At 57.4% G+C, this 22,687-nt stretch carries 17 protein-coding genes; 8 read left to right on the top strand and 9 right to left on the bottom strand.

The genetic code is table 11. The features are described from left to right. Window positions 1-23 precede the first annotated feature (23 nt). From DX909_RS11875 to purU, 3 genes are all read right to left on the bottom strand, one after another. A complete protein-coding gene (locus DX909_RS11875; RefSeq protein ID WP_164851270.1) occupies window positions 24-1,067 on the bottom strand; it encodes a DUF4421 domain-containing protein in 1,044 nt (347 codons plus the stop codon). After that, window positions 1,064-3,898 (bottom strand): AsmA family protein, encoded by a 2,835-nt coding sequence (locus tag DX909_RS11870; RefSeq protein ID WP_128545401.1) that lies wholly within the window; start codon window positions 3,896-3,898, stop codon window positions 1,064-1,066. The genes DX909_RS11875 and DX909_RS11870 overlap by 4 nt, the downstream gene beginning before the upstream one ends. A gap of 96 nt (window positions 3,899-3,994) precedes the next feature. After that, window positions 3,995-4,834 (bottom strand): formyltetrahydrofolate deformylase, encoded by an 840-nt coding sequence (gene purU / locus DX909_RS11865; protein WP_128545400.1) that lies wholly within the window; start codon window positions 4,832-4,834, stop codon window positions 3,995-3,997. Window positions 4,835-5,025: 191 nt separating this feature from the next. Between purU and DX909_RS11860 the strand changes: the two genes are divergently transcribed. After that, on the top strand, window positions 5,026-6,840 hold the full coding sequence (locus tag DX909_RS11860) for a glycosyltransferase (protein ID WP_128545399.1): 1,815 nt from the start codon (window positions 5,026-5,028) through the stop codon (window positions 6,838-6,840). Window positions 6,841-6,941: 101 nt separating this feature from the next. Here DX909_RS11860 and DX909_RS11855 read toward each other — a convergent pair whose 3' ends face one another. Next, entirely contained in the window at window positions 6,942-8,306 is a 1,365-nt protein-coding gene (locus DX909_RS11855; protein ID WP_128545398.1) for a DUF349 domain-containing protein, read from the bottom strand. A 72-nt stretch (window positions 8,307-8,378) separates the two neighbouring features. Between DX909_RS11855 and ettA the strand changes: the two genes are divergently transcribed. Continuing rightward, window positions 8,379-10,046 (top strand): energy-dependent translational throttle protein EttA, encoded by a 1,668-nt coding sequence (ettA, locus tag DX909_RS11850; RefSeq protein WP_128545397.1) that lies wholly within the window; start codon window positions 8,379-8,381, stop codon window positions 10,044-10,046. Between the two features lie 45 nt (window positions 10,047-10,091). Beyond that, complete coding sequence (locus tag DX909_RS11845; protein ID WP_128545396.1) at window positions 10,092-10,910, top strand: aminotransferase class IV; 819 nt, start codon at window positions 10,092-10,094, stop codon at window positions 10,908-10,910. Between the two features lie 52 nt (window positions 10,911-10,962). On the opposite strand, the gene DX909_RS11840 is transcribed toward DX909_RS11845, so the two are convergent. Further along, window positions 10,963-11,517 (bottom strand): KdsC family phosphatase, encoded by a 555-nt coding sequence (locus DX909_RS11840; RefSeq protein WP_128545395.1) that lies wholly within the window; start codon window positions 11,515-11,517, stop codon window positions 10,963-10,965. 105 nt (window positions 11,518-11,622) lie between these two features. Between DX909_RS11840 and DX909_RS11835 the strand changes: the two genes are divergently transcribed. Beyond that, window positions 11,623-12,828 carry an AGE family epimerase/isomerase gene (locus DX909_RS11835; RefSeq protein ID WP_128545394.1) on the top strand — a complete coding sequence of 402 codons (1,206 nt, stop codon included), beginning with the start codon at window positions 11,623-11,625 and terminating at the stop codon, window positions 12,826-12,828. A 16-nt stretch (window positions 12,829-12,844) separates the two neighbouring features. Here the strand turns inward: DX909_RS11835 and DX909_RS11830 are convergent, their stop codons facing one another. Beyond that, window positions 12,845-13,657, bottom strand: coding sequence for a Rossmann-like and DUF2520 domain-containing protein (locus DX909_RS11830; protein ID WP_128545393.1), 813 nt, complete (start codon window positions 13,655-13,657; stop codon window positions 12,845-12,847). A gap of 147 nt (window positions 13,658-13,804) precedes the next feature. On the opposite strand from DX909_RS11830, the gene DX909_RS11825 reads away from it, so the two are divergent. Then, a complete protein-coding gene (locus tag DX909_RS11825) occupies window positions 13,805-15,352 on the top strand; it encodes a cellulose synthase family protein (RefSeq protein WP_128545392.1) in 1,548 nt (515 codons plus the stop codon). 15 nt (window positions 15,353-15,367) lie between these two features. On the opposite strand, the gene DX909_RS11820 is transcribed toward DX909_RS11825, so the two are convergent. Next, window positions 15,368-17,047 carry a hypothetical protein gene (locus DX909_RS11820; protein WP_128545391.1) on the bottom strand — a complete coding sequence of 560 codons (1,680 nt, stop codon included), beginning with the start codon at window positions 17,045-17,047 and terminating at the stop codon, window positions 15,368-15,370. Between the two features lie 226 nt (window positions 17,048-17,273). Continuing rightward, on the bottom strand, window positions 17,274-18,674 hold the full coding sequence (gene lpdA, locus DX909_RS11815) for a dihydrolipoyl dehydrogenase (protein WP_128545390.1): 1,401 nt from the start codon (window positions 18,672-18,674) through the stop codon (window positions 17,274-17,276). Between the two features lie 258 nt (window positions 18,675-18,932). Between lpdA and prfB the strand changes: the two genes are divergently transcribed. Together prfB and DX909_RS11805 are read left to right on the top strand one after the other, a co-directional pair. After that, window positions 18,933-20,010 (top strand): peptide chain release factor 2 gene (gene prfB / locus DX909_RS11810; RefSeq protein WP_128545389.1). Its coding sequence is split into 2 segments (ribosomal slippage): window positions 18,933-18,992 and window positions 18,994-20,010, totalling 1,077 coding nucleotides; the frame shifts between segments, so codons are not numbered across the junction. A 36-nt stretch (window positions 20,011-20,046) separates the two neighbouring features. Further along, on the top strand, window positions 20,047-20,805 hold the full coding sequence (locus DX909_RS11805; protein ID WP_128545388.1) for an alpha/beta hydrolase: 759 nt from the start codon (window positions 20,047-20,049) through the stop codon (window positions 20,803-20,805). On the opposite strand, the gene DX909_RS11800 is transcribed toward DX909_RS11805, so the two are convergent. Continuing rightward, the gene (locus DX909_RS11800) at window positions 20,802-21,479 is read right to left on the bottom strand and encodes a TVP38/TMEM64 family protein (RefSeq protein ID WP_128545387.1); all 678 of its coding nucleotides are present in this window, start codon (window positions 21,477-21,479) and stop codon (window positions 20,802-20,804) included. The genes DX909_RS11805 and DX909_RS11800 overlap by 4 nt on opposite strands. 64 nt (window positions 21,480-21,543) lie before the next feature. Here DX909_RS11800 and DX909_RS11795 point away from each other — a divergent pair, with 64 nt between their 5' ends. After that, on the top strand, window positions 21,544-22,683 hold the full coding sequence (locus DX909_RS11795) for a cystathionine gamma-synthase (protein ID WP_128545386.1): 1,140 nt from the start codon (window positions 21,544-21,546) through the stop codon (window positions 22,681-22,683). Window positions 22,684-22,687 lie beyond the last annotated feature (4 nt).

The following is a 22,687-nucleotide window of genomic DNA, read 5'->3' as shown; positions in this document are numbered from 1 at the left end:
AAATGAGTTCCTGCCGGAAATGCCTAAATCTTGTCCATCGTTTTCCGGAAGCCGGGTCCGGGCAGAAAACGCCGGGCCACCGTAAAGCGGTAATTGCCGGTATGCACCACATACCGGTACTCCGGACTCCGCATCGACATGGCCCCGTTTACCCAGCCGACACTCACACTCCAGAAGCGGCTGTTGTACCCGGCCACGGCCCGGACGGTGAGGTCCGGGCGGATGCGCGCGTCGGTTCGGGAAAGGGAAGCTGAAAAGTCTTTACTTAGGGTGGCATTCAGCCCAACGGTAGCCGAGCCGGTAAGGAAATATTTCTCCCGGTACACATAGGTATAGGCATAGCCGGCTCCCGGCCCGACCTTTACGAAACGGATACGCCGGACGGCCAATTCCGGTTGTGTAATCTGGTAGAAGCCGGGAATCAGGGCGCTGTCGCCCCGCACGATTCCGTAAAAAAGCTGAATACCGGCCAGCCACGTTCCGGCGGAGCGTTTCTGCCACTCGTTCTGCATCCAGGCCGACCGGAACGAAAACCGCTGGTGGTTGAAGATCCGCCGGAAGGAAATCCCCAGCAGCTGGACCCGCAGGTCCGGTCGAAGATAGAACGCGTCCGGATCGTCGGGGTTGAGTCCCTTCTGGTTCAGGTGGAACCCCCGGTAGAATTGCAGAATGCCGTCGAGAACCATCTTTCGGGCATAAACGTGCGTCTGAAGATCGATGAAGCGGGTGCTGCCGCGCCGGTCGTCCCGGTTCAGGAACGGCACCCGGATGGCGGTATTGATCGTGACCGCTCCGTAGGTGGCTCCCACGCCCATGTTCAGAGAAGAGTTCGGCCGGTATCGCAGGGGCGCCGACAGCCCGAGGCCCGTTATCACCATCGAGGTATATTTCCGGGAAAGATAAAGCCGTCCGATCAGCCGCCGGGGAAACGTCCGGACGAAAGCCGTATCCACCCTGTTATCCGGCCGGGGAAGGATCTGCGCGTGCGTCTCCGGGACGAGCCACAGGAAGCCCGGCAGGATACCGGCCAGAATGAAATTCCGGAACGGCCGCAGAAGCTGCTTCATCGGGTGAAGGTCGTGTCGATGTTTTCTCTTTTCAGTTCGGATAACCATTCCCGGAGCAGAACTTCTTTCTGAAATTCGAAATCCCGCTTCCCGTACACTTTCATGCGGTATTTTCCGAGATCCCTGTACAGAAAGAGGTGGTTTTTCAGTACACTTTTCCGCCGGGTGGTATCGGCTTCCTGAATCCGCTGAATCCGGCGCCGGTTATTCCCAAACAGCAGGTCGGTGAGGCTGACCTCCACCAGAAAACTGGCTTCCTTGTTGAGCGTATAATCGCCGTCGAGCTGCAGGAACGACAGGTTGTTGTTCAGGTTGAGGTCCGGCATCAGAATCCGGTTCCGGTGCAGCAGGAACTGCGCTTCCACATCCTCGAAATAAATGTGGCTGGTTTTGGAGCGGGGCAGAAACCGCAGCGCCTGCTGAATCGGCTGGACGTCGATCAGTTCCATTCGCCGGAGGGACGCGCGCGTGTAAGCCGTCGTGTTGTCCATATTCGGCAGGAAATCTTTGTCGAGCAGGGTCCGCAGCGTGATCTGACAGTTCACTTCGCCCCGGATATTTTCACTTTTCAGCACGTCGAGGTTCATCTCTTCGGCGGCCCGGAACAGCTGGTTGAGGTTCATCTCCTGCAGCGAAACGTTCAGCCGGACCGGGTAGGAGGTAGCCTGCGGTCCGTCGAGCTTCATGGCCCCCCGGGCACCCAGCCGGCCTTCAAACGCCTGCATCGTCAGCCGTTCCAGCTGGGCCTCGTCCTCCAGCACCACGGCTTTCAGGCCGAAATTGGTCCCTTTCAGGGCATGGTAGTCCAGCTTGCCGGCCTTCACCTCCAGATCGAACCGGTAATCTTTCAGCGCTTTCGCCCGGGGTTGAACGGCCGCCGTCGGGTTGCGGTAATTCCGCTGAATGCCGTTCAGGCCGGCCAGCAGACCCAGCAGACGCTGAAGGTTCAGGCGCTCGTAGGAAAGCCGCAGCGCCCCGTAGGGCTTCTGAATACCGTTGCGGTTAAACCGGAAGTGGCCCAGACCGACAATCGTTCCGCCCAGGGTGGTGCGGAGGTGCAGGCGCGGTATCTGTACCGTCTCCCCCTTCTTTCTGATTGCGATCGAGACATTTTCCAGATTCTCGAACGACGGCAGCTTTACCTGACCGATCCGGACCAGCGCCGAATATTCGGTTCCGAACAGAAACCCGGCCAGCATACTGTCGGTCGAAGCCGTCTTCCGGGCTGCTCCTGCCGGGCCGGCCCCGGGCCGCAGCACATCCGAAAAATCAAGTTCCTCCCAATAGGCGACCAGATTGGTCCGGACCGGATGCGTGTTCTGGCTTCCGCCCAGCCAGTAGCGGAGCAGGTTCGCAATTTCTCCGTTGACCCGAAACGACCGCCCGCCCAGCTTACCGGCCACTTCTACCAGCCGGATCATGTTATTTTCCCTCACAAAATGAATATCGGCATTGAAAGCCGCCGTGGGTGCGGCCGCTCCGGGCCGCCGGATCTGGCCGTCCTTCACTTTCAGGGTACCTTTCCAGAAGGGTTCGATCGATACCGGCGGCACTTTGCCCGGAAGGAACAGCGGGCTGCGGACCTCCAGCGCGACGGCCGCCCGCCCGCCGTAAAGCGAATCGCCGGGCCAGTGCATCAGCCGCGCCAGCTGCCTCAGGGCCAGGTTGCCCTGAATCCCGGCTTCCACTACGGGCGCCGTCAGGTCAGTGAGCCGGCCCTGAACCGAGAGCGTATCCGTCCCGGACAGGATACGGAGTTTTTGCAGGGTCAGGGTGGTGGTTCGTCGTTCATGAGCCGGGCCGTTGTCGAGTTCTCCCTGCGCTTCGACGGAATGAAGGACCAGGGGCGTTTTCGGAAGGGGGTAATTCCGGGCGGAAAGCTGAAAAGCGAGATGCGTGTGGGGCCGGACGGTGGGGCTGCTCTTTCCGTCGATGCGGTATTCAAAGGAAATGAGGCCGGTCCGGGTCGTATCGGTCGGGTGGGCCGGCAGCGAGTCCGGGAAAAGCGAGGCCAGCATCGGGTGCGTCGGCTGAAGGCCCTTGAGCCGAAGGTCGAGCCAGGAGCCTTCTTCCTTTTGTAATCGGGCATGGCTGCCTGCGATCCGTATCTCCTGGCCGTTGGTCTGCAGCCGGGTGTGGTGAAAGGTGCCGGTTTTGGTGGCCGGATTGAAATCGTAGCCCACCTGGCCGGAAAATGGCTGTCCGCGGAACAGAACGGTCTGGCGGTTGGTGACGTGTCCGATGGTGCCGTCGAGGGTTCCGTTCACGTGAATGATCGGCCGGGTCATGTCGCCGGAGAGGTCCGCCTGCCGGATCAGCAGCGCAAATGCACTCTTTTTATAGGCGTTCTCGACCGTGACGGAAGCGTCTTCCAGCCGCAATTCGGGAATATTGACCGGACGGACCCGGCTTTGACCCCGGGCGTTGCCGGTTTCCCAGAGAAAGGCGGTTTTGCGGCCGGTCGAATCCACCCACTGATGAAACCGGGCACCTTTAATATATACCTTCCGAACGGTCAGGCGCTTCCGGATGAAGTCGGTCAGGCCGACGACGAAACGGGCCTGATCCATACCGATGACCTCCCGCTGCCCGTCCGTCACCGAAATATCATCGAGCTGGATGGTCAGATGGGGAAAATTGCGGAGCATGGAAAAACGGACCTGGAAATCGGCCAGCTGCTGCTGCGAATGGCGGGAAAACTGATCCCGGACGTACTGGACGATCCGATCGCCGTACACCGTGGTCAGAAGATAAGGTATGAGCAGGCCGGTAACCAGAAGGATACCCGCCACGCCAAGCACTATTTTTAAAATCAGGGGCCGTTTTGCCATACCCGAAAGCCGTGAGAATGCAACGATACCTATGCTGCCGCATCGCCGTACCTTTCTCAACTATTCCCACGGCCCGTTGGTTTACGGCCCCCGGTTTCAAAGGATGATGGTCCGGTTATGATGAATGAAAACCCGGTCGTTGAAAACGAGCTTAAGCGCCTGCGACAGCACGATTTTCTCCACGTCCTTCCCCTCGGTCGCCATGTCGGCGGCCGTGTGGCGGTGATCGACGTCCTTGATGCTCTGGGCGATGATCGGCCCCTCGTCCAGGTCGTTGTTGACGAAGTGCGCGGTGGCGCCGATGATCTTGACGCCCCGATCGTAGGCCTGCCGGTACGGATTGGCCCCGACGAACGCCGGCAGGAACGAATGGTGAATGTTGATGATCCGGTTGGGGAAGTGACGGACGAACTCCGGCGTCAGCACCCGCATGTATTTCGCCAGCACCAGGTACTCGGGTTCGTAGATGGAGAGGGTCCGCAGAAGAGCTTCCTCGTGTTCCTCCCGGGACTTATGCTCGTGCGAAATAAAATGAAACGGTATTCCGAATTTGCTGACCAGCGGCTGAAGCGTGTTGTAGTTGCTGAACACGGCCAGGATGTCGGCGTCCAGCTCGTTGAAGGCATACCGGATGAGCAGCTCGGCCAGACAATGATGCTCTTTTGTAACAAAAACGACGATATTCTTCTTTTTCTTCGGATTGATCCGGAGATGGATGCCCGCGGGCAGTGTTTTTTCCAGTTCTTCCATCAGGGCCGCCGACTCGTATTGGCCTTCAAATTCCGTCCGCATGAAAAACTGCCGGTCGGGGCTGACATATTCATCGTTGCGGATGATATTCAGGTGGTGGTGGGCCAGCACGCCCGTTACGCTGTGAATCAAACCGGTGCTGTCGGGACCATCCATTAACAGAATGTGTCGGGGATCGGAGGACATGAATTGAAACGGTAATTTGAAAGTTAGTGCAAAAGTAGTAAAATCACCTCGCTAATTGCCTGATCTGCGCAGGTGCCCTGTTTTTACATTCATAGTTCGGGTACGATAGCCACTTACCGGGAAAAGAAGTACAATTTTTGTCGGATAAGCGAAAATTGGTATGTTAGCTACCCCTAACCAATTCTACTGATTTGGAATCGCTGATCTCCACTGCCAAGCGTAAACTGCTGATTGAAGTTGCCTGGGAAGTTTGCAACCAGGTAGGCGGTATCTATACCGTCATCCGGTCCAAAGTGCCTTCCATGGTCGAGAAATGGGACACGGACTATCTACTGCTCGGCCCTTATTTTCCGCAGAAAGCCGCCGTTGAATTTGAACCGATTACGCACGACGACGGCACCGAAATCAGTCGGACCGTCGAGAAAATGCGGTCGCAGGGGCTGGATGTACAATATGGTTACTGGCTCATCACGGGCAAACCACGGGTAGTCCTCTTCGGCACCGGCAGCCTCGGCTCGGCCATCGACCGTGTCAAATACCTGCTCTGGGAACGGCACAAGATTTCGACCCTCGGCGTCGAGGACCTGGTCAATCAGGTAGTGGCTTTCGGTGAGATGGTTCGCATTTTTCTGACGGAACTGGCCGGCGAAAGCGCCCGGACCGTCGACATCGCCGTTCATTTTCACGAGTGGATGGCCAGCAGCGGCCTGCCGGATCTGCGACACGACAACGTCAAGGTCGCCACCATCTTCACCACTCATGCCACCATGCTGGGCCGGTATCTGGCGCAGAATGAAACCGGCTTCTACGGCAAACTGCCCTTTTTCGACTGGCAGCGGGAGGCCCGGCACTACGGCATCGAGGCCCAGGCGACCATCGAACGGCTTTCCGCCCAGCAATGTCATGTCTTTACGACCGTCAGCGACGTGACCTCCCGTGAGTGTGAGGTGTTCCTCGGCCGCATCCCGGACCTGATCCTGCCGAACGGCCTGAACATCATGCGGTTTACGGCGGTACACGAGTTTCAGAACCTGCACGTCAAATACAAGGAGCGCATTCATGAGTTCGTGATGGGCCACTTCTTCCAGAGCTATTCGTTCGATCTGGAGAAGACCCTGTACTTTTTCACGTCGGGCCGGTTCGAGTTCAGCAACAAGGGCTATGACCTGACGCTGGAAGCCCTCGCCCGGCTGAACTGGAAGATGCGGGAGGCCAATATGGATATGACGGTAATCATGTTCCTGATTACCAAACAGCCGTTTCAATCCATCGACCCCGACGTGCTGCACAGCCGGGCGCTGCTCGACGAAATTCAGGAAACCGCCAAGGCCATCGAACAACAGGTGGGCGAACGCTTATTCCTAAACGCGGCTTCGGGCGACGACATCACCCTTCCGGATCTGAACCAGTTCGTCGACGAATACTGGCGGCTGCGGCTCCGGCGAACCATCCAGAGTTTCAAGACCCGGAAGCTTCCGCCTTTCGTGACGCACAACCTGGTGCAGGAGGACGACATGGTTCGGTTTATCCGGCAGGTCAAGCTGGTCAACAATGACCACGACCGGGTTAAAGTCGTTTACCACCCCGATTTTATTGCCTCGACCAACCCCCTTTTCGGTCTGGATTACGGCCAGTTCGTGCGGGGCTGCCACCTCGGCATTTTCCCGAGCTATTACGAACCCTGGGGGTATACTCCGCTGGAATGCGTCGTGCGCGGTATTCCGACGGTAACGAGCGACCTCTCCGGCTTCGGCGACTTCATTATGCAGATCATGCGGGATTATGAAAACCGGGGCATTTACGTCGTCAACCGGAAAACCCAGACGTTCAACGAAGCCGCCGACCAGCTGGCCAACATCCTGTTCCGCTTTGTCCGGCTCTCCCAGCGCGACCGGATCGCCCAGCGCAACCGCGTGGAGAATATCTCCGAAGTGTTCGACTGGACCAACCTGCGTTCCTATTACGATACCGCCCACGATCTGGCCCTGAAGCGGAGGAAGCCGTAACCGGGTCAGCCATAAACCATTAAAAAGCGGAGAGGCTGTGCATTGCAGGATGGAAATCCGCAGCGCACAGCCTCTCCGCTTTTCTGGCTTTCAGCCTTATTTTAATACTGACTCAGCTCTTTATTGAACTCGGTCAGTATGACTTCCTTCATCGCGATTTTCCGCTTCTGGGTATTGATTTTGCCCATGATCATCTTGTCCATCTCCTCGTTGCGACCCATCGAGTCCACATTGCTCATAGCCAGCGCCAGATCACTCTTTTCCCGCCGGATCAGGTACTCCATTTCACGGATTTTAGTCCGTAACTGCTCCGAACGGCTTTTCAGTTCAAAGGCCGGATACTTCCGGGTGATGACCCGCTCCAGATAATTCAGCTCGAAGATCTTGTCACAGGCCGCGCGGAAGCGGTCGGACACCTGCTTGTCGACCAGCTTGAAGGGAATCTTGATCTCCTTCCACTGGTTGAGGAGTTCTTTGGCCCGGTCGGCGGCCGCGGTGATGTTCGACTGTTTGGCGAGCCGTTCGGCTTCGTCGGCCATCTTCATCTGCTGCTCGACGCGCGGGTCGATCCGTACTTTTGGCTGAATCCCGCGGGCGAGGTTATATTTATCAAAAACCGTCTTGGTGGAGCGCCGGAACCGTTTCAGGATTTTACCTGACTTCTTGATCGGCACTTCACCGACTTCCTTCCATTCGTTATTGAGGTTCCGGATGAGGTGGTAAGCTTCCGTCAGCGCCTTCATGTAGCGTTCTTCCGCGATGGCGGCCCGTTCGATGGCCTCCGGATCGGTCTGATCCCGCTTGAAGGGGCGGCTCCGGTCGGCTTCGTACACGCTTCGAACGGCCCGGTCGGCCTGCTGGATGAGGCTTTCATACTTATCCAGCCGCTCCTGAATGACCTTGTTCTGCTCGTTGAAGAATTCGCGCCGACGCTGAAAAAACCCGTCGAGGGCTTCCGTAAACCGCGTTTCGATCGTAGCATCCAGGTCTTTATCGACCGGACCCGTTTTGATCCACTTCGACTTGACCTCCTGCAGCTTATCGGCGGTATCCTTCCAGTCCGAGCTGTCGGCGATGCTTTCCGCTTCGGCGAGCAGCGCCCGCTTGATCTCCAGGTTTTTGAGCTGGTTCTTCCGAATCAGATCGATCAGCACCTCTTCCTGAGCGTCGAGTCGGTTCAGCAGGGGGACGAAGTTGCCGATGGCATCGAAGCTGACGAGTTTTTTGCGCAGCTGAACCAGTTTGGTCAGATAGGACCCTTTGTTCTGGGCTTCCTCTACCTCCTGTTCCAACTGATTGACCTTGTTCTCGGCGATGGTGAACCGATTTTTGAAATAGTCGAGCGCTTCCTGCTCGGTACGCTTGACTTCGCCGATTTGCCGGTCCGGATAGCTGAGGTAGCCCGATAAGAATACCTTTCCGTCTTTGACGTAACCGTATTCGTCTACCAATTGAGCCTGTTCCATTATTTTACTCTTTAAGGCTAAGCTAATGGGTTTTATTATCGATATTTGCCAACCACAAATTTAAGAAAATCAATGAGCCAGGAAACCATAATATTCTCCATGGCGGGTGTCAGTAAAATTATTCCGCCAAACCGACAAATCCTAAAGAATATCTACCTTTCCTTTTTTTACGGCGCAAAAATCGGCGTTTTGGGCTTAAACGGCTCGGGAAAATCCACTTTATTACGCATTATAGCGGGTATTGACAAGAACTATCAGGGGCAGGTCGTGTTCTCTCCGGGCTACTCCGTGGGCATGCTGGAACAGGAGCCGCAACTGGATCCGAACAAGACCGTGCGGGAGGTCGTGGAAGAGGGCGTGGAGGAAACCGTCCGGCTGCTGAAGGAGTTCGACCAGATCAACGAGGCCTTCGGCGACCCGGATGCCGACTTCGACAAACTGATCGCGCGGCAGGGAGAAGTGCAGGAAAAACTCGACCACCTGAACGCCTGGGAACTGGATAACCGGCTGGAAAAGGCCATGGATGCCCTTCGCTGTCCACCCTCCGACGCCCTCGTGGCTACCCTGTCCGGCGGTGAAAAACGCCGGGTGGCCCTCTGCCGCCTGCTGCTTCAGCAGCCCGACGTGCTGCTGCTCGACGAGCCGACCAACCACCTCGACGCCGAGTCGGTGTTATGGCTGGAAGAACACCTGCGCCAGTATGCCGGAACCGTCATCGCCGTGACCCACGACCGGTATTTCCTCGACAACGTCGCCGGCTGGATCCTGGAACTCGACCGGGGCGAGGGCATCCCCTGGAAAGGCAATTATTCCTCCTGGCTCGAACAGAAACAGAACCGCCTTTCTCAGGAAGAGAAACAGGAATCTAAACGACAGAAAACCCTTCAGCGCGAGTTGGAATGGGTCCGGATGGCCCCGAAAGCACGTCAGGCCAAATCCAAAGCCCGTCTGGGCGCCTACGAAAAACTGCTGAGCGAAGAAACCCGCCAGAAGGAAGACAAACTGGAGATCTTCATCCCGGCCGGCCCGCGACTCGGGTCCAAAGTGATCGAAGCGAACGATGTGGCGAAAGCCTTCGGCGACCGGCTGCTGTTCGAGCACCTGGGCTTCCAGTTACCCCAGGGCGGTATCGTCGGAATTATCGGACCGAACGGGGCCGGAAAAACGACTCTTTTCAAACTGATCACCGGCAAGGACAAAGCCGACCAGGGTTCGTTCGACGTGGGTGAAACCGTCAAATGGGCTTATGTGGATCAGGAACACGACGGGCTGGACCCCGATAAAACCGTCTTCCAGACCATTTCCGGCGGCAACGAATGGGTGATTCTCGGCGGCAAACAGGTGAACGCCCGGGCCTATGTCAGCCGGTTCAACTTCACCGGCTCCGATCAGGAAAAGAAAATCGCCAACCTGTCGGGCGGAGAGCGAAACCGGGTGCACCTGGCGATGATGCTGAAGGAAGGTGCCAACCTGCTGCTGCTCGACGAACCGACCAACGACCTGGACGTCAACACGCTCCGGGCGCTGGAGGAAGGCCTCGAAAACTTTGCGGGCTGCGCCGTCATCATCTCCCACGACCGCTGGTTCCTCGACCGCGTGGCCACTCACATTCTGGCCTTTGAAGGCGATTCGCAGGTGTACTGGTTCGAAGGAAACTTTTCCGAATACGAAGAAAACCGCCGGAAGCGGCTCGGCACCGACGCCACCCCGAAGCGGATCAAATACAAGAAACTGGTTTAATGTGTCGGGGCCGTAGGGAAAGACGGCCCCGGGCCACGGCTTGCTATGTACGGTTATTTCAACGGCACCATTCTCCCCGTCGACCAGATTTCGTTTGGAGTAACCGATCTGGGTCTGCTGCGCGGCTTCGGACTATTCGACTACTTCAGGACCTATAACGGCCGGCCCTTTCAATGGGACTGGTACTGGGGCCGTTTCGCCAATTCGGCCGTTAAAATGCACCTGACGGTTCCGGTTCAGAAAGACGAAGCCTACCGGATCGTGATGAAGCTGATTGAAAAAAGCGACATGCCGGAGGTGGGCGTCCGGTTCGTGCTGACGGGAGGCTACAGCCCCGACAGCATCAGCGTAACCCGGCCCAACCTGCTGATGATGACCGAAGAACTTCATCCGTCTCCGTCGAATCAGTATGAAGAAGGCATCAAGGTGATTCTGGACGAGTATGTCCGGGAAATGGCCGAAGTGAAGAGTACGGATTACAAACGGGTCATTCTGCTGGCGCAGGCTATCCGCTCGGCCCGGGCGTCGGATGTGCTTTATCAGAAAAACGGCGAAATCAGTGAACTGAGCCGCAGCAACTTCTTCATTTTCAAAGGAGACCGGCTCCTCACCCCCAACCGGCATATTCTGCACGGCATCACCCGCCGGACGATCATGCATCTGGCCCAGAACGACTTCAAAGTGGAAGAGTGCCCGGTGCTGCTCTCCGATCTGTACGACGCCGACGAAGCCTTCACGACCAGTTCGACCAAAAAGGTGCTGCCGATTACGCAGGTGGGCGACCTGACCATCGCCGATGGCCGGCCCGGCGAACGCACGCGGTATTTGCTTCAGGAGTTTGAAGAACTGGCCCGGAACTGGTAAACCGGTTTCCCGGAGCGCCAGGAGGTAAGCCTGTCGGTCGGGTCCGGCGGGCTTATTTTTCGTTGTGTAGTTTGAACGGTTCTTCGTTGGTCAGCCAGGAGAGCCATTTGCCCTGGGCTTTCATCACCTGTTCGATCACGTCCCGGACGGCGCCCCGGCCCCCCGGCATCGGCGAAATGTAGTCGCAGACCGCCCTGATTTCATCGGCTGCGTCGGCCGGGCAGGTGCTGAGCAGATTGGGGCGGGAAAGAACCTGATAATCCGGCAGATCGTCGCCCATATACAGCACTTCTTCTTCGAAAATTTTATCCCGATTCAGGAAACCCAGATAGGCATGGATCTTCTGTTCGGTGGGGCCGCCCATGAAGATGTCCTTTATCTTTAGAAATTCAAGCCGTTTCCGCACGCCGACCTGACTGGCTGCCGACAGAATGGCGACCCGGTAGCCGGCGTGGATGGCCCGCTCGATGCCGTAGCCGTCGCGGATGTGGAAGGTCCGGAATTGTTCTCCGGATTCGAGCGCGTTGACGCTGCCGTCGGTCATCACCCCGTCGACGTCGAAGATGAAGGTGGTAATTCGTTTGAAGCGTTCCTGTAAAGCGGTCATGCCGGAAAAGGTTGAAGCACTAAAATACGCCTTCCCTCGGTTTAATTTCCGTTTGCCCCGATTTTCTTATAGCTTCGGGTAAGTCAACTTTTGCCGAGTGCGTTCATGGAATTCAGTAAACTGGCCGCCCAGTATCAGGAAGCTCTTTTTCGAACCATTCTCCCTTTCTGGATTACCCATAGCCGCGATCTGACCTGCGGAGGATATTACAATGCCCTGACCGACCAGGGGGTGGTTTTCGATACCGACAAGCTCGTTGCGCTTCAGGCGCAGCAGGTGTGGGGCTTTTCCTTCCTGCATCATCAGGTGGATGCCATTCCCGAGTGGCTGTCTCTGGCACGGCACGGCGTGGATTTTCTGCTGAAACACGGCCGGCAACCCGACGGTCGCTGGCTGGATACGGTCGACCGGCGGGGGCGGCCCGTCACCCCGGCCCGGACCGTCGTTCCCGACTGCTCGGCCGTCATGGCCTTTGCCCGTTTTTTCCGCTGCTCGGGCGACGAGGAACACGCCCTAACCGCCCAGCAGACCCTGCACCGGCTGCTGGAAGTCCGGCAGAACCAGCGCGAACGGTGGGAAGCCGAACTCGGCGGATTCCGGCAGTTCAAACACCTCAGTGAACCGATGATGGTTTTGAAAGCCGTGATCGAATGTCAGTCTCTGCTCAGCCCGGAGTTTTTCAAACAGACGCTGGAAACCGTCATCGCCGAAATTCAGAACGAGTTTTACGACAAACGCATTAATCTGCTGCGGGAGAACGTGCTGCCCGAAGGGGCCTTCTGCGACTGCACCACCGGCCGGCGGCTGCATGGCGGTTATGTGTTTGAAACGGCAGGCTACCTGCTCGAAGCCGCCGAACTTACCGGCAATCGCCGGCTTGCGCAGCAGGCCGTTCAAATGGCACTGCACCTGGCCGAAATCTGCTGGGACGAGCCTTCGGGCGGTTTTATTCAATATGCCGATTTAAAGGACCGGCCCGGCATCTACAGCGAATGGGACCGCAAAATCTGGTGGACGCACACGGAGGCTCTTTCGGTTTTTGTGCGGGGCTACCATCATACCCGGATGAACGACTGCCTGAAGTGGTTTCAGAAGGTCCATTCTTACACCTGGCAGCATTTCCCCGACAAAGATTATAAGGAATGGTTCGGTATTCTCGACCGGAAGAACGAGCCGGTTCTGACCAGTAAGGCCACTCCCCAAAAAGGCTGTTACCATCTCATCAAAGGGCTGCACGACACCTGGAAGGGCCTGGAGCAGTGCGCCCGCATTGCCGCCCGTACCGGCGGAATCCGTACCGAACGGATCTGAAAGCCGCCCGTTTCCCTTAACTGCGCTGCGTCCGAACGACTGTCCGCTGAATACCGTCCGAAAGGAGCTGATAAACCTGGAGCAGCTCTGGTTTGTCGGACAAAAAATCCAGATGAAGGCTTATTGTATCGAGGTCCCCCCGGCGGGCCGGGCCGGTCTGCACCTGCGCCGGATGCGGGGCATCGAGGGCCTTCCGGATGGTTTCTTCAATCAGCGGTTTCAGCAGGTCGAATTCCAGTTCTTCGGCGTCGGTGAGGTCTTTGGCGACGCCGAGCAGGTAATTCGTGAAGTTGCAGGCAAAAACGGCGGCCAGGTGGAGCACCTTCCGCTCCTGAGAATCGACCAGATAGACGACCGAACTCATTTCCTGCCCCAGCGCCACGAGACGTTCTTCGGTGTCGGGGTCGTCGGCTTCGATACAGAGCGGAATGTCGTCGAAACTGAGTGCCGGAGTGCTTTCGGTGAAGGTTTGCAGGGGATAGAAGACGCCGGTCCGAACCGGAACGTCGCTGTAAATATCCATCAGCCTACGCAGCACTTCGAGCGGTTTGCTGCCCGACGTATGCACCAGAATCGCGTTTTCCGGCAGTACCAGCCGAGCCGTCACCTCCTCGATGGCATCGTCCGGAATGGCCAGAACGAACAGATCGGAGGAGCTTTCGGCAAAATTCAGGTCAGGGTTGAGCCGGGCATCATACAGCATGGAAACCAGTCTGCGGGCATGGTCGACGTCACGGCTGTATACTTCAGATACCGGGTGGCCCGCATTCTCGAACGCAATCGCCAGATGCCAGGCCAGGTTGCCGGCTCCGATGAAGGATATTTTCATGCGTTAAATATATTTTTTAACCGCCAAGACGCAAAAATTGCCCGGAATAAATCCCCTACGCCATAAAAGCACAAAATCCGGCTTTGATGAACAAAAAAGCATTCGTGCAGTTTTTCAGGTGCAAAATCATAGGGTGAACACGAAGAGATGGAAGCGTTGGTGTTGGTATTATATGGGCTGGTCGTAACGTTGCTATTTTTATACAACTGCAACCAATTGAGCCTCATATTCAGCTATATAAAGCATAAAAGAAAAAGCTATACCCGGTTTCGGGATTACGACGGCCGACCCGCCGAACAAGTTCCGTTCGTGACGATTCAGCTGCCGGTCTATAATGAGCTTTATGTGGCCGAGCGGTTGATCGATTCCATCGCGGCCCTGAACTATCCCCGTGAAAAGCTGGAAATTCAGGTCCTCGACGACTCGACGGACGAAACGGTGGACATCATTGCCCACCGGGTGGCCCACTTCCGGCGGCACGGCCTAGACATCCGGCACATCCGTCGTCCGGACCGCAAAGGCTTCAAGGCCGGAGCGCTCGCCTATGGGCTTCAGCAGGCGAAAGGGGAATTCCTCGCGATTTTCGACGCCGACTTCGTGCCGGACCCCGACTTTCTGCTGAAAACCATACCGCATTTCGAAAATCCTAAAGTCGGAATCGTGCAGACGCGCTGGACGCACCTCAACGAAGACTATTCCATTCTGACCCAGCTTCAGGCCTTCGGGCTGAATGCTCACTTTTTCGTGGAGCAGGGCGGCCGGAATGCCGACGGTTACTTTATGAACTTCAACGGCACGGCCGGCGTCTGGCGGAAACAGGCCATCCTGGAGGCCGGGGGCTGGAGCAGCGATACCATTACCGAAGACCTCGACCTCAGCTACCGCGCCCAGCTGAAAGGCTGGAAATTCGTCTACCGCGAAGACATCGGTTCGCCGGCCGAGCTGCCCGTGGCGATGAAGGCCCTTAAATCACAGCAGTACCGCTGGATGAAGGGAGCCGCCGAATGCGCCCGGAAGCTGATGCTGCGGGTACTGCGGGCGCCGGGCGTATCCCTTCGGGTCAAAATACACGCCTTTTTTCACCTGCTGAGCAGTTCGACCTTCATTCTGGTGTTCCTGCTCGGGGTACTGAGCGTGCCGGTGCTGTACATCCGGATCAGGCATCCCGAATATGACTGGGTATTCTTCCTGCTGGGTTTCTTCCAGGTGAATCTGCTGATTCTGCTCAGCTTTTACGGTATTCCCTACTGGCTCGAACGCCGGGGGCGCCTGGAACGGCTGGGGCTTTATTATTTCCCGATGTATTCGTCGCTGATGATGGGGCTGTCGCTGCACAATTCCATTGCGGTGATCGAGGGCTTCATCGGCCGGAAAACGCCGTTCGTCCGGACGCCGAAATTCAACGTCGATGCCGGGGGAAGCTCCTGGCGAACCAACAAGTATGTTCACCGTGATCTGGGGGCGAGCATCAACTGGCTGACGGTGGCGGAAGGATTACTGATGGTCTATTTCCTTTTCGGCATCGCCATGGCTTTTTATCACCAGCGTTACGACATGATCGTTTTTCACGTCATGCTGGCGGTCGGGTTCGGGCTGGTTTTCGCCTACAGCGTGTTCCATTCCGACGCCCGGGCCGGTTTTACGCTTCCAAAGGCCATAAAAAAACCGCAAAGCGTCGGCTCTGCGGTTTCATGATGGGGGAATCGCACTTTATGAAACGGTATTCCTGATCAGCAGTTTGAAGGCTTCGGCCATATAGCGGGCCTTTTCAATGTCGTCGACCTGAATCCGAACGGTGTGGACGTAGTCGGATGGCTTGCCGTCTTTCTGCGTCTTCACCAGTTTCTCTTTTCCACGGGTAATCACGTTGACATACACGTGCTTGCCGTCTACCTCGAAGGTGGTGGCATCGGCGTTCAGATCCTTCAAAACGAGGTCGTACACCAGCTCGGAAGCCTTGCGGCCGCTCAGGGCGACGGCCAGCTTCAGCCGACCCGGCTCGCTTTCTGCGGCAAGGGTCTGTTTGATTTCTTCGGCCGGTACGGTTTCCAGCTGTTTGATGATCCAGTCGAGTCGGGCCTGCTGGTTGCCGGCCGGGACCGGGCTTTTCCGCGACTGGTTACAGGCCTGAACGGCTTTCTCGAATGCCTGCGAAACGAACCGGACCGCTTCGAGGTTGTCGGCCGCCAGTTCGACGCTGGAGACGTAGTTCTGCCGGACGCCGTTCTTGACGTAACCGATCAGCTTCTGGTTATCCCGGGCCTTGACGTCGATGGCGTACAGCTCCTTATCGACGCCCAGCCGGACGCCTTTCTCCGACAGGTCGGACAGGTTGAACTCGTAGATTTCCTCCGTATTGTTCTTGTTGCTGGTTTCCCGGCGGGTGTAGGTGCAGATACAGTCGGGTTTCAGCGTCTGTTCGATGGTGCGGTCGTTGGTTTTAGCGGCATGAATGCTGGTTTCCAGGTATTTCTGGACGCCCGCCAGGTTGTTGAAGGCCGGGCGCTGGGCTTCCAGCTGCTTGACGGCCAGCGGAATCAGCTTGCGCCAGGCGCCGGCGATGTCGCGGATGCGGTCGGGGTCGGAGCTGATGATCTCGAAATGGCTCACGACGTTATCCAGCTTCCCGTCTTTGGCGTAGCCCATGAATTTCTGTTTTTGCAGAACGTTGACCGTCAGCTCGAAGCGGCTGCCCCGGGTCTCGATCTGGAGACCTTCCAGGCCCAGGTCGCCGAGGTTGAACGAATAGGTTTCCTGCGTGGCCGCCCCTTTGCCGTTGATCTCGCTGCGCCGGAAAATCGCCCGCAGCGGGTTTTCGGCTTCGAACACGACCGACTGCTCGAACTTATCCGAACCGATGGATTCCGTACCGACGTTGGTTTTCAGCCACTGCCGCAGGCCGTCGATGGTGTCGGGCGTGCGGGAGGGAGTGTAGGCTTTCTCGGCCGCCACGATGGCGCTTTTCAGGCTTTCGACCAGCGCCTTGGCAATTTCTGGGTTGTCGGCATACAGCTTCACGCGGTCGGTGAGGTTCTTCGGCTCGCCGTTTTCACTGTAGCGGACGTATTTGCGGTGCTGTTTGGTATCGGCCAGGACGGCGATGACGTCCCTTTCCACTTTGTAGACGACCGTCGAGGGGTCGAGGTCCGACAGGTTCAGAAAATAGGCGTCTTCATTGCTTTTGCCCTTGTTATCGGTTTTACTGACCGAGAGCGTCGCCCGGTAGGAGGGGCTGGCGGCTTCGACTTTCTGAACATACTGGGCGCTGCCGGTTTTGACGGGCTGCAGCTTTGCCGACAGACCGGCGAGGGCGCCCGACATGGGGTCGTTGTTCGCCATGCCGGCAAAGCCGGCGAAAGCCGCCAGGCAGAAAAGTACAGTCTTTTTCATAGAGGTTCAATCGTAGTTGTTGTCGGCCTGCCGGAAGCGCTGAACCTCCGGGAAGGTTCAGCAAAATTACGGGCGCAGGGAGGGAATGAAAGGGAAGGCGGCCGAAAACGGAAGTTTGGCAGGACCAAGCGTTACTTTCCTTATCTGAACTGTGAAAAACAAAACCCGCCGGAATGGATTCCGGCGGGTTTTCAGGCGGTATTCCGCCCTTGTATATGGGTTTGGCTTACAGGTGAATGGCTTCCCCGTAGGCGGCTTCCGTAGCATCTTTCACGGCTTCCGACATGGTCGGGTGGGGGTGAACGGCTTTCAGAATTTCATGGCCGGTGGTTTCGAGTTTACGGGCGGCCACCACCTCGGCGATCATCTCCGTGACGTTATGACCGATGAAATGCGCACCCAGCCACTCGCCGTATTTCTTGTCGAAGATCACCTTCACGAACCCTTCCGGTGCCCCGGCGGCCTTGGCCTTCCCGGAAGCTGAGAACGGAAACTTGCCGACGAGAATATCGAAACCCGCTTCTTTGGCGGCTTTTTCGGTATACCCGACCGATGCGATCTCCGGCTGGCAGTACGTACAGCCCGGAATGTTGTTGTAGTTCAGCGGCTCGACGTGATCCAGACCGGCAATTTTCTCGACGCAGATGATGGCTTCGGCCGAAGCGACGTGGGCCAGGGCCTGTCCTTTCGTACAGTCGCCGATGGCGTAGTAGCCTTCTACGCTCGTGCGGTAATAGTCGTCGGTGGAAATTTTACCGCGTTCTACGGCAATTCCGACGTCCTCCAGACCGATATTTTCAATGTTGGCGACCACCCCGGCGGCCGACAGGACCACGTCCACGTCGAAGGTTTTTTCACCGTCCGGCGTCTTGACGAAGACCTTGCAGCCTTTTCCGCCCGTATCGACCTTCGTTACTTCCGAGTTGGTAAAGATATCGACGCCCAGCTTCTTGTACTGCTTGGCAAGTTCCTTCGAGATTTCCTCATCTTCGACTGGAACCACGTTCGGCAGGAACTCTACGATGGTCACTTTCGTGCCCATGGAAGCGTACACGTAAGCGAATTCGACGCCAATGGCCCCGGACCCGATGACCAGCATCGTGGCCGGCTGCTGTTCGAGCGTCATGGCTTTGCGGTATTCGATCACCTTCTGGCCGTCAATGGGCACGGCAGGGAGCTGCCGCGCGCGGCTGCCGGTGGCAATGATGATGTGTTTGGCTTCGTATTCGGTGGCTTTCCCGTCTTTATCGGTCACTTCGACCTTCCGGCCCGGCTTTACTTTTCCGTTGCCGCTCAGCACATCGATTTTATTTTTTCGCATCAGGAAGTTCACCCCTTTGCTCATGGAATCGGCAACCCCGCGGCTCCGCTTGATCACCGCCCCGAAGTCGGGGCTGGCGTTTCCGCTGACCTTGATACCGTAGTCTTCCGAATGTTTGATGTATTCAAACACCTGGGCGCTTTTCAGCAGGGCTTTCGTGGGAATACAACCCCAGTTCAGACAGATCCCGCCCAGACTTTCGCGTTCGACGACGGCGGTCTTCAGCCCCAGCTGCGACGCACGGATGGCGGCTACGTAGCCACCCGGCCCGCTGCCAACGACAATTACATCATATTGTGATGCCATTTTTCAGGTATGTATAATGTAGAATGAATAGAATATACTGCACTCCGACAGGGGAACGCAAAGTTAATTTGAAAAGTTGATTAACCTATTTCATTCTCAACCGCCTTCGCCGGCATGAAGGCGACCTGAACCCCGCTCTCAATTATTGGGTTATCTTTCCGGTAAAGAGCCTTTTAATTGTATTTTTGTGTCCCCTGTTCCGTCGGAGCGGTTCTGCCGGAAGGGGCTGAATCATCACTAAATCATTTCACAACACCAATGACGACCGACCAGCTAAAGGACGTGAGGGCCAGAGTAGAGGCCCTGAGGGGGTATCTTTGACTACGATAACAAGAAAGAACAATTAGCTGACTTAGAGCAGCGTACATCCCAGCCCGAGTTCTGGCAGGATGCCGAGGGCGCCGAAAAGACCATGAAGCAGGTCCGGGCGCTGAAAGGCTGGACCGGCGGCTACGAAAAGGTCGACGGTATGCTGAGCGACCTGGAAACGCTCTATGAGTTTTACGAGGCCGGCGACGTTTCGGAAGAGGAAATCGATGCCGAAGGCGGGAAAGTGAAGGCCGCCCTGGAAGAACTCGAACTGAAAAAGATGCTCAGCAACGAGGAGGACCAGCTCAGCGCGGTGCTGGAAATCAACTCCGGTGCGGGCGGTACCGAAAGCCAGGACTGGGCCGATATGCTCTACCGGATGTACCTGATGTGGTCCGAAAAACACGGCTACAAGGTAAAGCAGGTCGACTATCAGCCGGGCGACGGCGCCGGAATCAAGTCGGCGACGCTGGAGGTGGAAGGTCCGCTCGCCTACGGCTATCTGAAGTCGGAAAACGGCGTTCACCGGCTGGTGCGGGTGTCGCCCTTCGACGCCAACGCCCGGCGTCACACGTCGTTTGCCTCGGTATTCGCCTATCCGCTGATCGACGATACGATTCAGATCGAGGTCAATATGGCCGACATCGAATGGGATACGTTCCGGTCGGGCGGGGCCGGCGGGCAGAACGTCAACAAGGTTGAAACGGCCGTGCGGCTGCGTCACAAACCGTCGGGCATCATCATCGAATGCCAGCAGGAGCGGAGCCAGCTTCAGAACAAGGAGGTAGCCATCCGGCTGCTGAAGTCGAAGCTGTACCAGATCGAGGTCGAGAAGCGCAATGCCGCCCGGGCAGAGGTGGAAGCGGGCAAGAAAAGAATCGAGTGGGGTTCACAGATCCGCAGCTACGTCCTGGACGACCGGCGGGTGAAAGACCACCGCACCGGCTTTCAGACGTCCAACACCGAAGCCGTGCTGGACGGTGATCTGGATGGCTTTATCAAGGCCTTTTTATTGATGCAGGATTGATTCCTTCCCGGCAGTTTACCCACTGCCGGGTTTTCTATGCTTTCCGTTCATCAGCTATCCACCGGCCCGGTTGCCTTACTGGCTTTCCACGGCATCGGCCAGGACCACCGCTGCTTCGAGCCGCTGGCCCGGGCCGTCGAGGGCCGGTATGCTCTCTTTGCCTTCGACCTGTTCTTTCATGGAGAGCCGCCGGTGCAGTTCATGGGGGAGGTGCTGACCAAAACCGCCTGGCGTCAGTATATTCAGAACTTTCTCGATCAGTATCGGATCGAACGCTTCGCGGTGATCGGCTTCAGCATGGGGGGGCGGTTTGCACTCGCCACGGCCCAACTCTTCCCGAAACAAACCGCCGAACTGATCCTGCTGGCCCCGGACGGAATTACCGTCAGCCCGTGGTATCGGCTGGCGACGGGCTCGACGTTCGGCCGGATGCTGTTCCGGTTTTTTCTCCGACACCTGCCCACCTTCCATGTCGCCGGAGAGTTTCTGCAAAACCTGCGGCTGGTCGACAAGTCGGTGCTGCGGTTTGCCGAGAGTACGCTGGCCTCCCCCATCCAGCGGGAGCGGGTTTACCGGTCCTGGATCGGTTTTCGGAAACTTTTCTTCAAACCCGAGCGCCTGGGCAAAACCCTGACGCTGCACCCCATCCGGGTCCGGTTTTTTCTGGGTTACTACGACCGGGTGCTGCCGGCCGACTACATTCTTCCGCTCACGCACCGGCTGTACGCCTACGAGCTGACGGTCCTGAAGACCGGCCATAACCGGCTGATCGAGAAGGTGGCCGAGGTGCTTTAACGGGGAATCGCCCGCCGGATGACGAAGTACAGACCGGCAACCGATGCGATCAGCAGTCCGCCGATGGCCAGCTGCATCCCGCTTCCTGCATTCGGATTTTCCAGGAGGGTACGGATTTCCCGCGCCTGTCGCCCTGCCCAGACCGCCAGCACCGTGCGCGGCACCATCCCCAGAAAACCGCCCAGTAAGATATTCCGTAATCTGGCTCCCGACAGTGCGAAAACGAGGTTAGTCAGGGCGAAGGGCAGCACCGGGGAGAGCTTCGTAAAAAAGATCACCTTCCGTTCTTCCCGCCGAATACCGTCCAGCACGTTCCGGGCTTTCGGGTTCTGCTCTATAAAATGGACAAAACGGTCCCGGTCGATCCAGTGAACCAGGCGGTTGACAAGCAGGATAGCCCCCATGTTCAGGGCAAAAACCGGCAGCAGGGCTCCCCAGCCCAGAAAATACCCGAAAACAAGAGCCAGAAAGGTAGGGGGCGTCAGGGCAAAAGTGGAGGTAATCCCGCAGAAAACCGTCAGGGCGGCCCATTGCAGAGCGTCAAAACCGGCAACACGGCTTTCGTTTGCAATCGTATAGTAGGTCAGGGCCGAACTGAAGAGGAGAGGAGCACCACTCAGGAGAAGCCCCGCCAGCGCCGGGCCGGATAGTTTTTTAAGCAGGGAATCGGGCATTCGATCGGTTGGAATCCGGTTTCAATAAGAGCACAAAATTGGGAAAACCCTATTATTTTCGAGCATGAAATTCGCAACAAAAGCCATCCACGCCGGGGTTGAACCCGACCCCACGACGGGCGCCATCATGACGCCCATCTACCAGACCTCGACGTACGTGCAGGAATCGCCGGGCAAACACAAGGGCTATGAATACGCCCGCACCCAGAACCCGACCCGGACGGTATTGCAGAATAACCTGGCCGCCATCGAAAACGGGAAGCACGGCATTTGCTACTCCTCCGGCCTGGGCGCAACGGACGCCATCCTGAAGCTGTTCAAACCGGGCGACGAGATCATCGCCAGCAGCGACCTCTACGGCGGCACGTACCGCATTATGGCCAAGGTATTTCAGGATTTCGGGCTGAAATTCAAGTTCATCGGTCTGGAAGACCCGGCCGTACTGGAAGCCGCCCTGACGCCCCGGACGAAGATGGTTTGGCTCGAAACGCCGACCAACCCGATGCTCCGGATCGTCGATATCGAAGCAATTGCCGCCATCACCCGCGCCCGGAACATCCTCCTGACCGTCGACAACACGTTTGCCTCTCCGTATTTGCAAAACCCGCTCGACCTCGGCGCCGACATCGTGATGCACTCGGTCACGAAATACCTCGGCGGCCACTCCGACACGGTGATGGGCGCCATCGTCCTGAACGACGACGAAATTGCCCGGCAACTGACGTTCATTCAGAACGCCTGCGGGGCCGTGCCGGGGCCGCAGGATTGTTTTCTGGTGCTGCGGGGCATTAAAACCCTGCACCTCCGGATGCAGCGGCACTCCGAGAACGCGCTGAAAATCGCCCGGTTTCTCAGTGAACACCCCAAAGTCAGTCAGGTAAATTATCCGGGGCTGGAAACCCACCCGCAGCACGAACTGGCCAGGCGGCAGATGCGTGACTTCGGCGGCATGGTGTCTTTCACGCTCCACGGCGATTCGCTGCCGGAAGCGGTCAAAGTGATGGAAAGCTTTCAGGTGTTTTCGCTGGGCGAATCCCTGGGCGGGGTCGAATCCCTCTGCACCCACCCGGCTTCGATGACCCACGCGAGCATCCCGAAGGAAGAACGCGAGAAGAACGGCCTGAAAGATACGCTGATCCGCCTGAGTGTCGGGGTCGAGGACGCCGACGATCTGATCGAGGACCTGCGGCAGGCCATCGGTTGAAAAC

It is taken from the genome of Larkinella soli (assembly GCF_003703975.1).
In the GTDB taxonomy this organism is placed as follows: Bacteria; Bacteroidota; Bacteroidia; order Cytophagales; family Spirosomataceae; genus Larkinella; species Larkinella soli.
The sequence above is the reverse complement of the archived record's forward strand: the minus strand, read 5'-3'. Positions and strand labels throughout refer to the sequence as shown.

Excerpts from the sequence above, each read along its gene's own strand:
- DX909_RS11820 (WP_128545391.1), bottom strand. The coding sequence starts at position 17,047 with ATGAAAAAGACTGTACTTTTCTGCCTGGCGGCTTTCGCCGGCTTTGCC.
- purU (WP_128545400.1), bottom strand. The coding sequence starts at position 4,834 with ATGTCCTCCGATCCCCGACACATTCTGTTAATGGATGGTCCCGACAGC.
- DX909_RS11855 (WP_128545398.1), bottom strand. The coding sequence starts at position 8,306 with ATGGAACAGGCTCAATTGGTAGACGAATACGGTTACGTCAAAGACGGA.
- DX909_RS11845 (WP_128545396.1), top strand. The coding sequence starts at position 10,092 with ATGTACGGTTATTTCAACGGCACCATTCTCCCCGTCGACCAGATTTCG.
- ettA (WP_128545397.1), top strand. The coding sequence starts at position 8,379 with ATGAGCCAGGAAACCATAATATTCTCCATGGCGGGTGTCAGTAAAATT.
- lpdA (WP_128545390.1), bottom strand. The coding sequence starts at position 18,674 with ATGGCATCACAATATGATGTAATTGTCGTTGGCAGCGGGCCGGGTGGC.
- DX909_RS11795 (WP_128545386.1), top strand. The coding sequence starts at position 21,544 with ATGAAATTCGCAACAAAAGCCATCCACGCCGGGGTTGAACCCGACCCC.
- DX909_RS11830 (WP_128545393.1), bottom strand. The coding sequence starts at position 13,657 with ATGAAAATATCCTTCATCGGAGCCGGCAACCTGGCCTGGCATCTGGCG.
- DX909_RS11835 (WP_128545394.1), top strand. The coding sequence starts at position 11,623 with ATGGAATTCAGTAAACTGGCCGCCCAGTATCAGGAAGCTCTTTTTCGA.
- DX909_RS11840 (WP_128545395.1), bottom strand. The coding sequence starts at position 11,517 with ATGACCGCTTTACAGGAACGCTTCAAACGAATTACCACCTTCATCTTC.
- DX909_RS11875 (WP_164851270.1), bottom strand. The coding sequence starts at position 1,067 with ATGAAGCAGCTTCTGCGGCCGTTCCGGAATTTCATTCTGGCCGGTATC.
- DX909_RS11870 (WP_128545401.1), bottom strand. The coding sequence starts at position 3,898 with ATGGCAAAACGGCCCCTGATTTTAAAAATAGTGCTTGGCGTGGCGGGT.
- DX909_RS11805 (WP_128545388.1), top strand. The coding sequence starts at position 20,047 with ATGCTTTCCGTTCATCAGCTATCCACCGGCCCGGTTGCCTTACTGGCT.
- DX909_RS11825 (WP_128545392.1), top strand. The coding sequence starts at position 13,805 with ATGGAAGCGTTGGTGTTGGTATTATATGGGCTGGTCGTAACGTTGCTA.
- DX909_RS11800 (WP_128545387.1), bottom strand. The coding sequence starts at position 21,479 with ATGCCCGATTCCCTGCTTAAAAAACTATCCGGCCCGGCGCTGGCGGGG.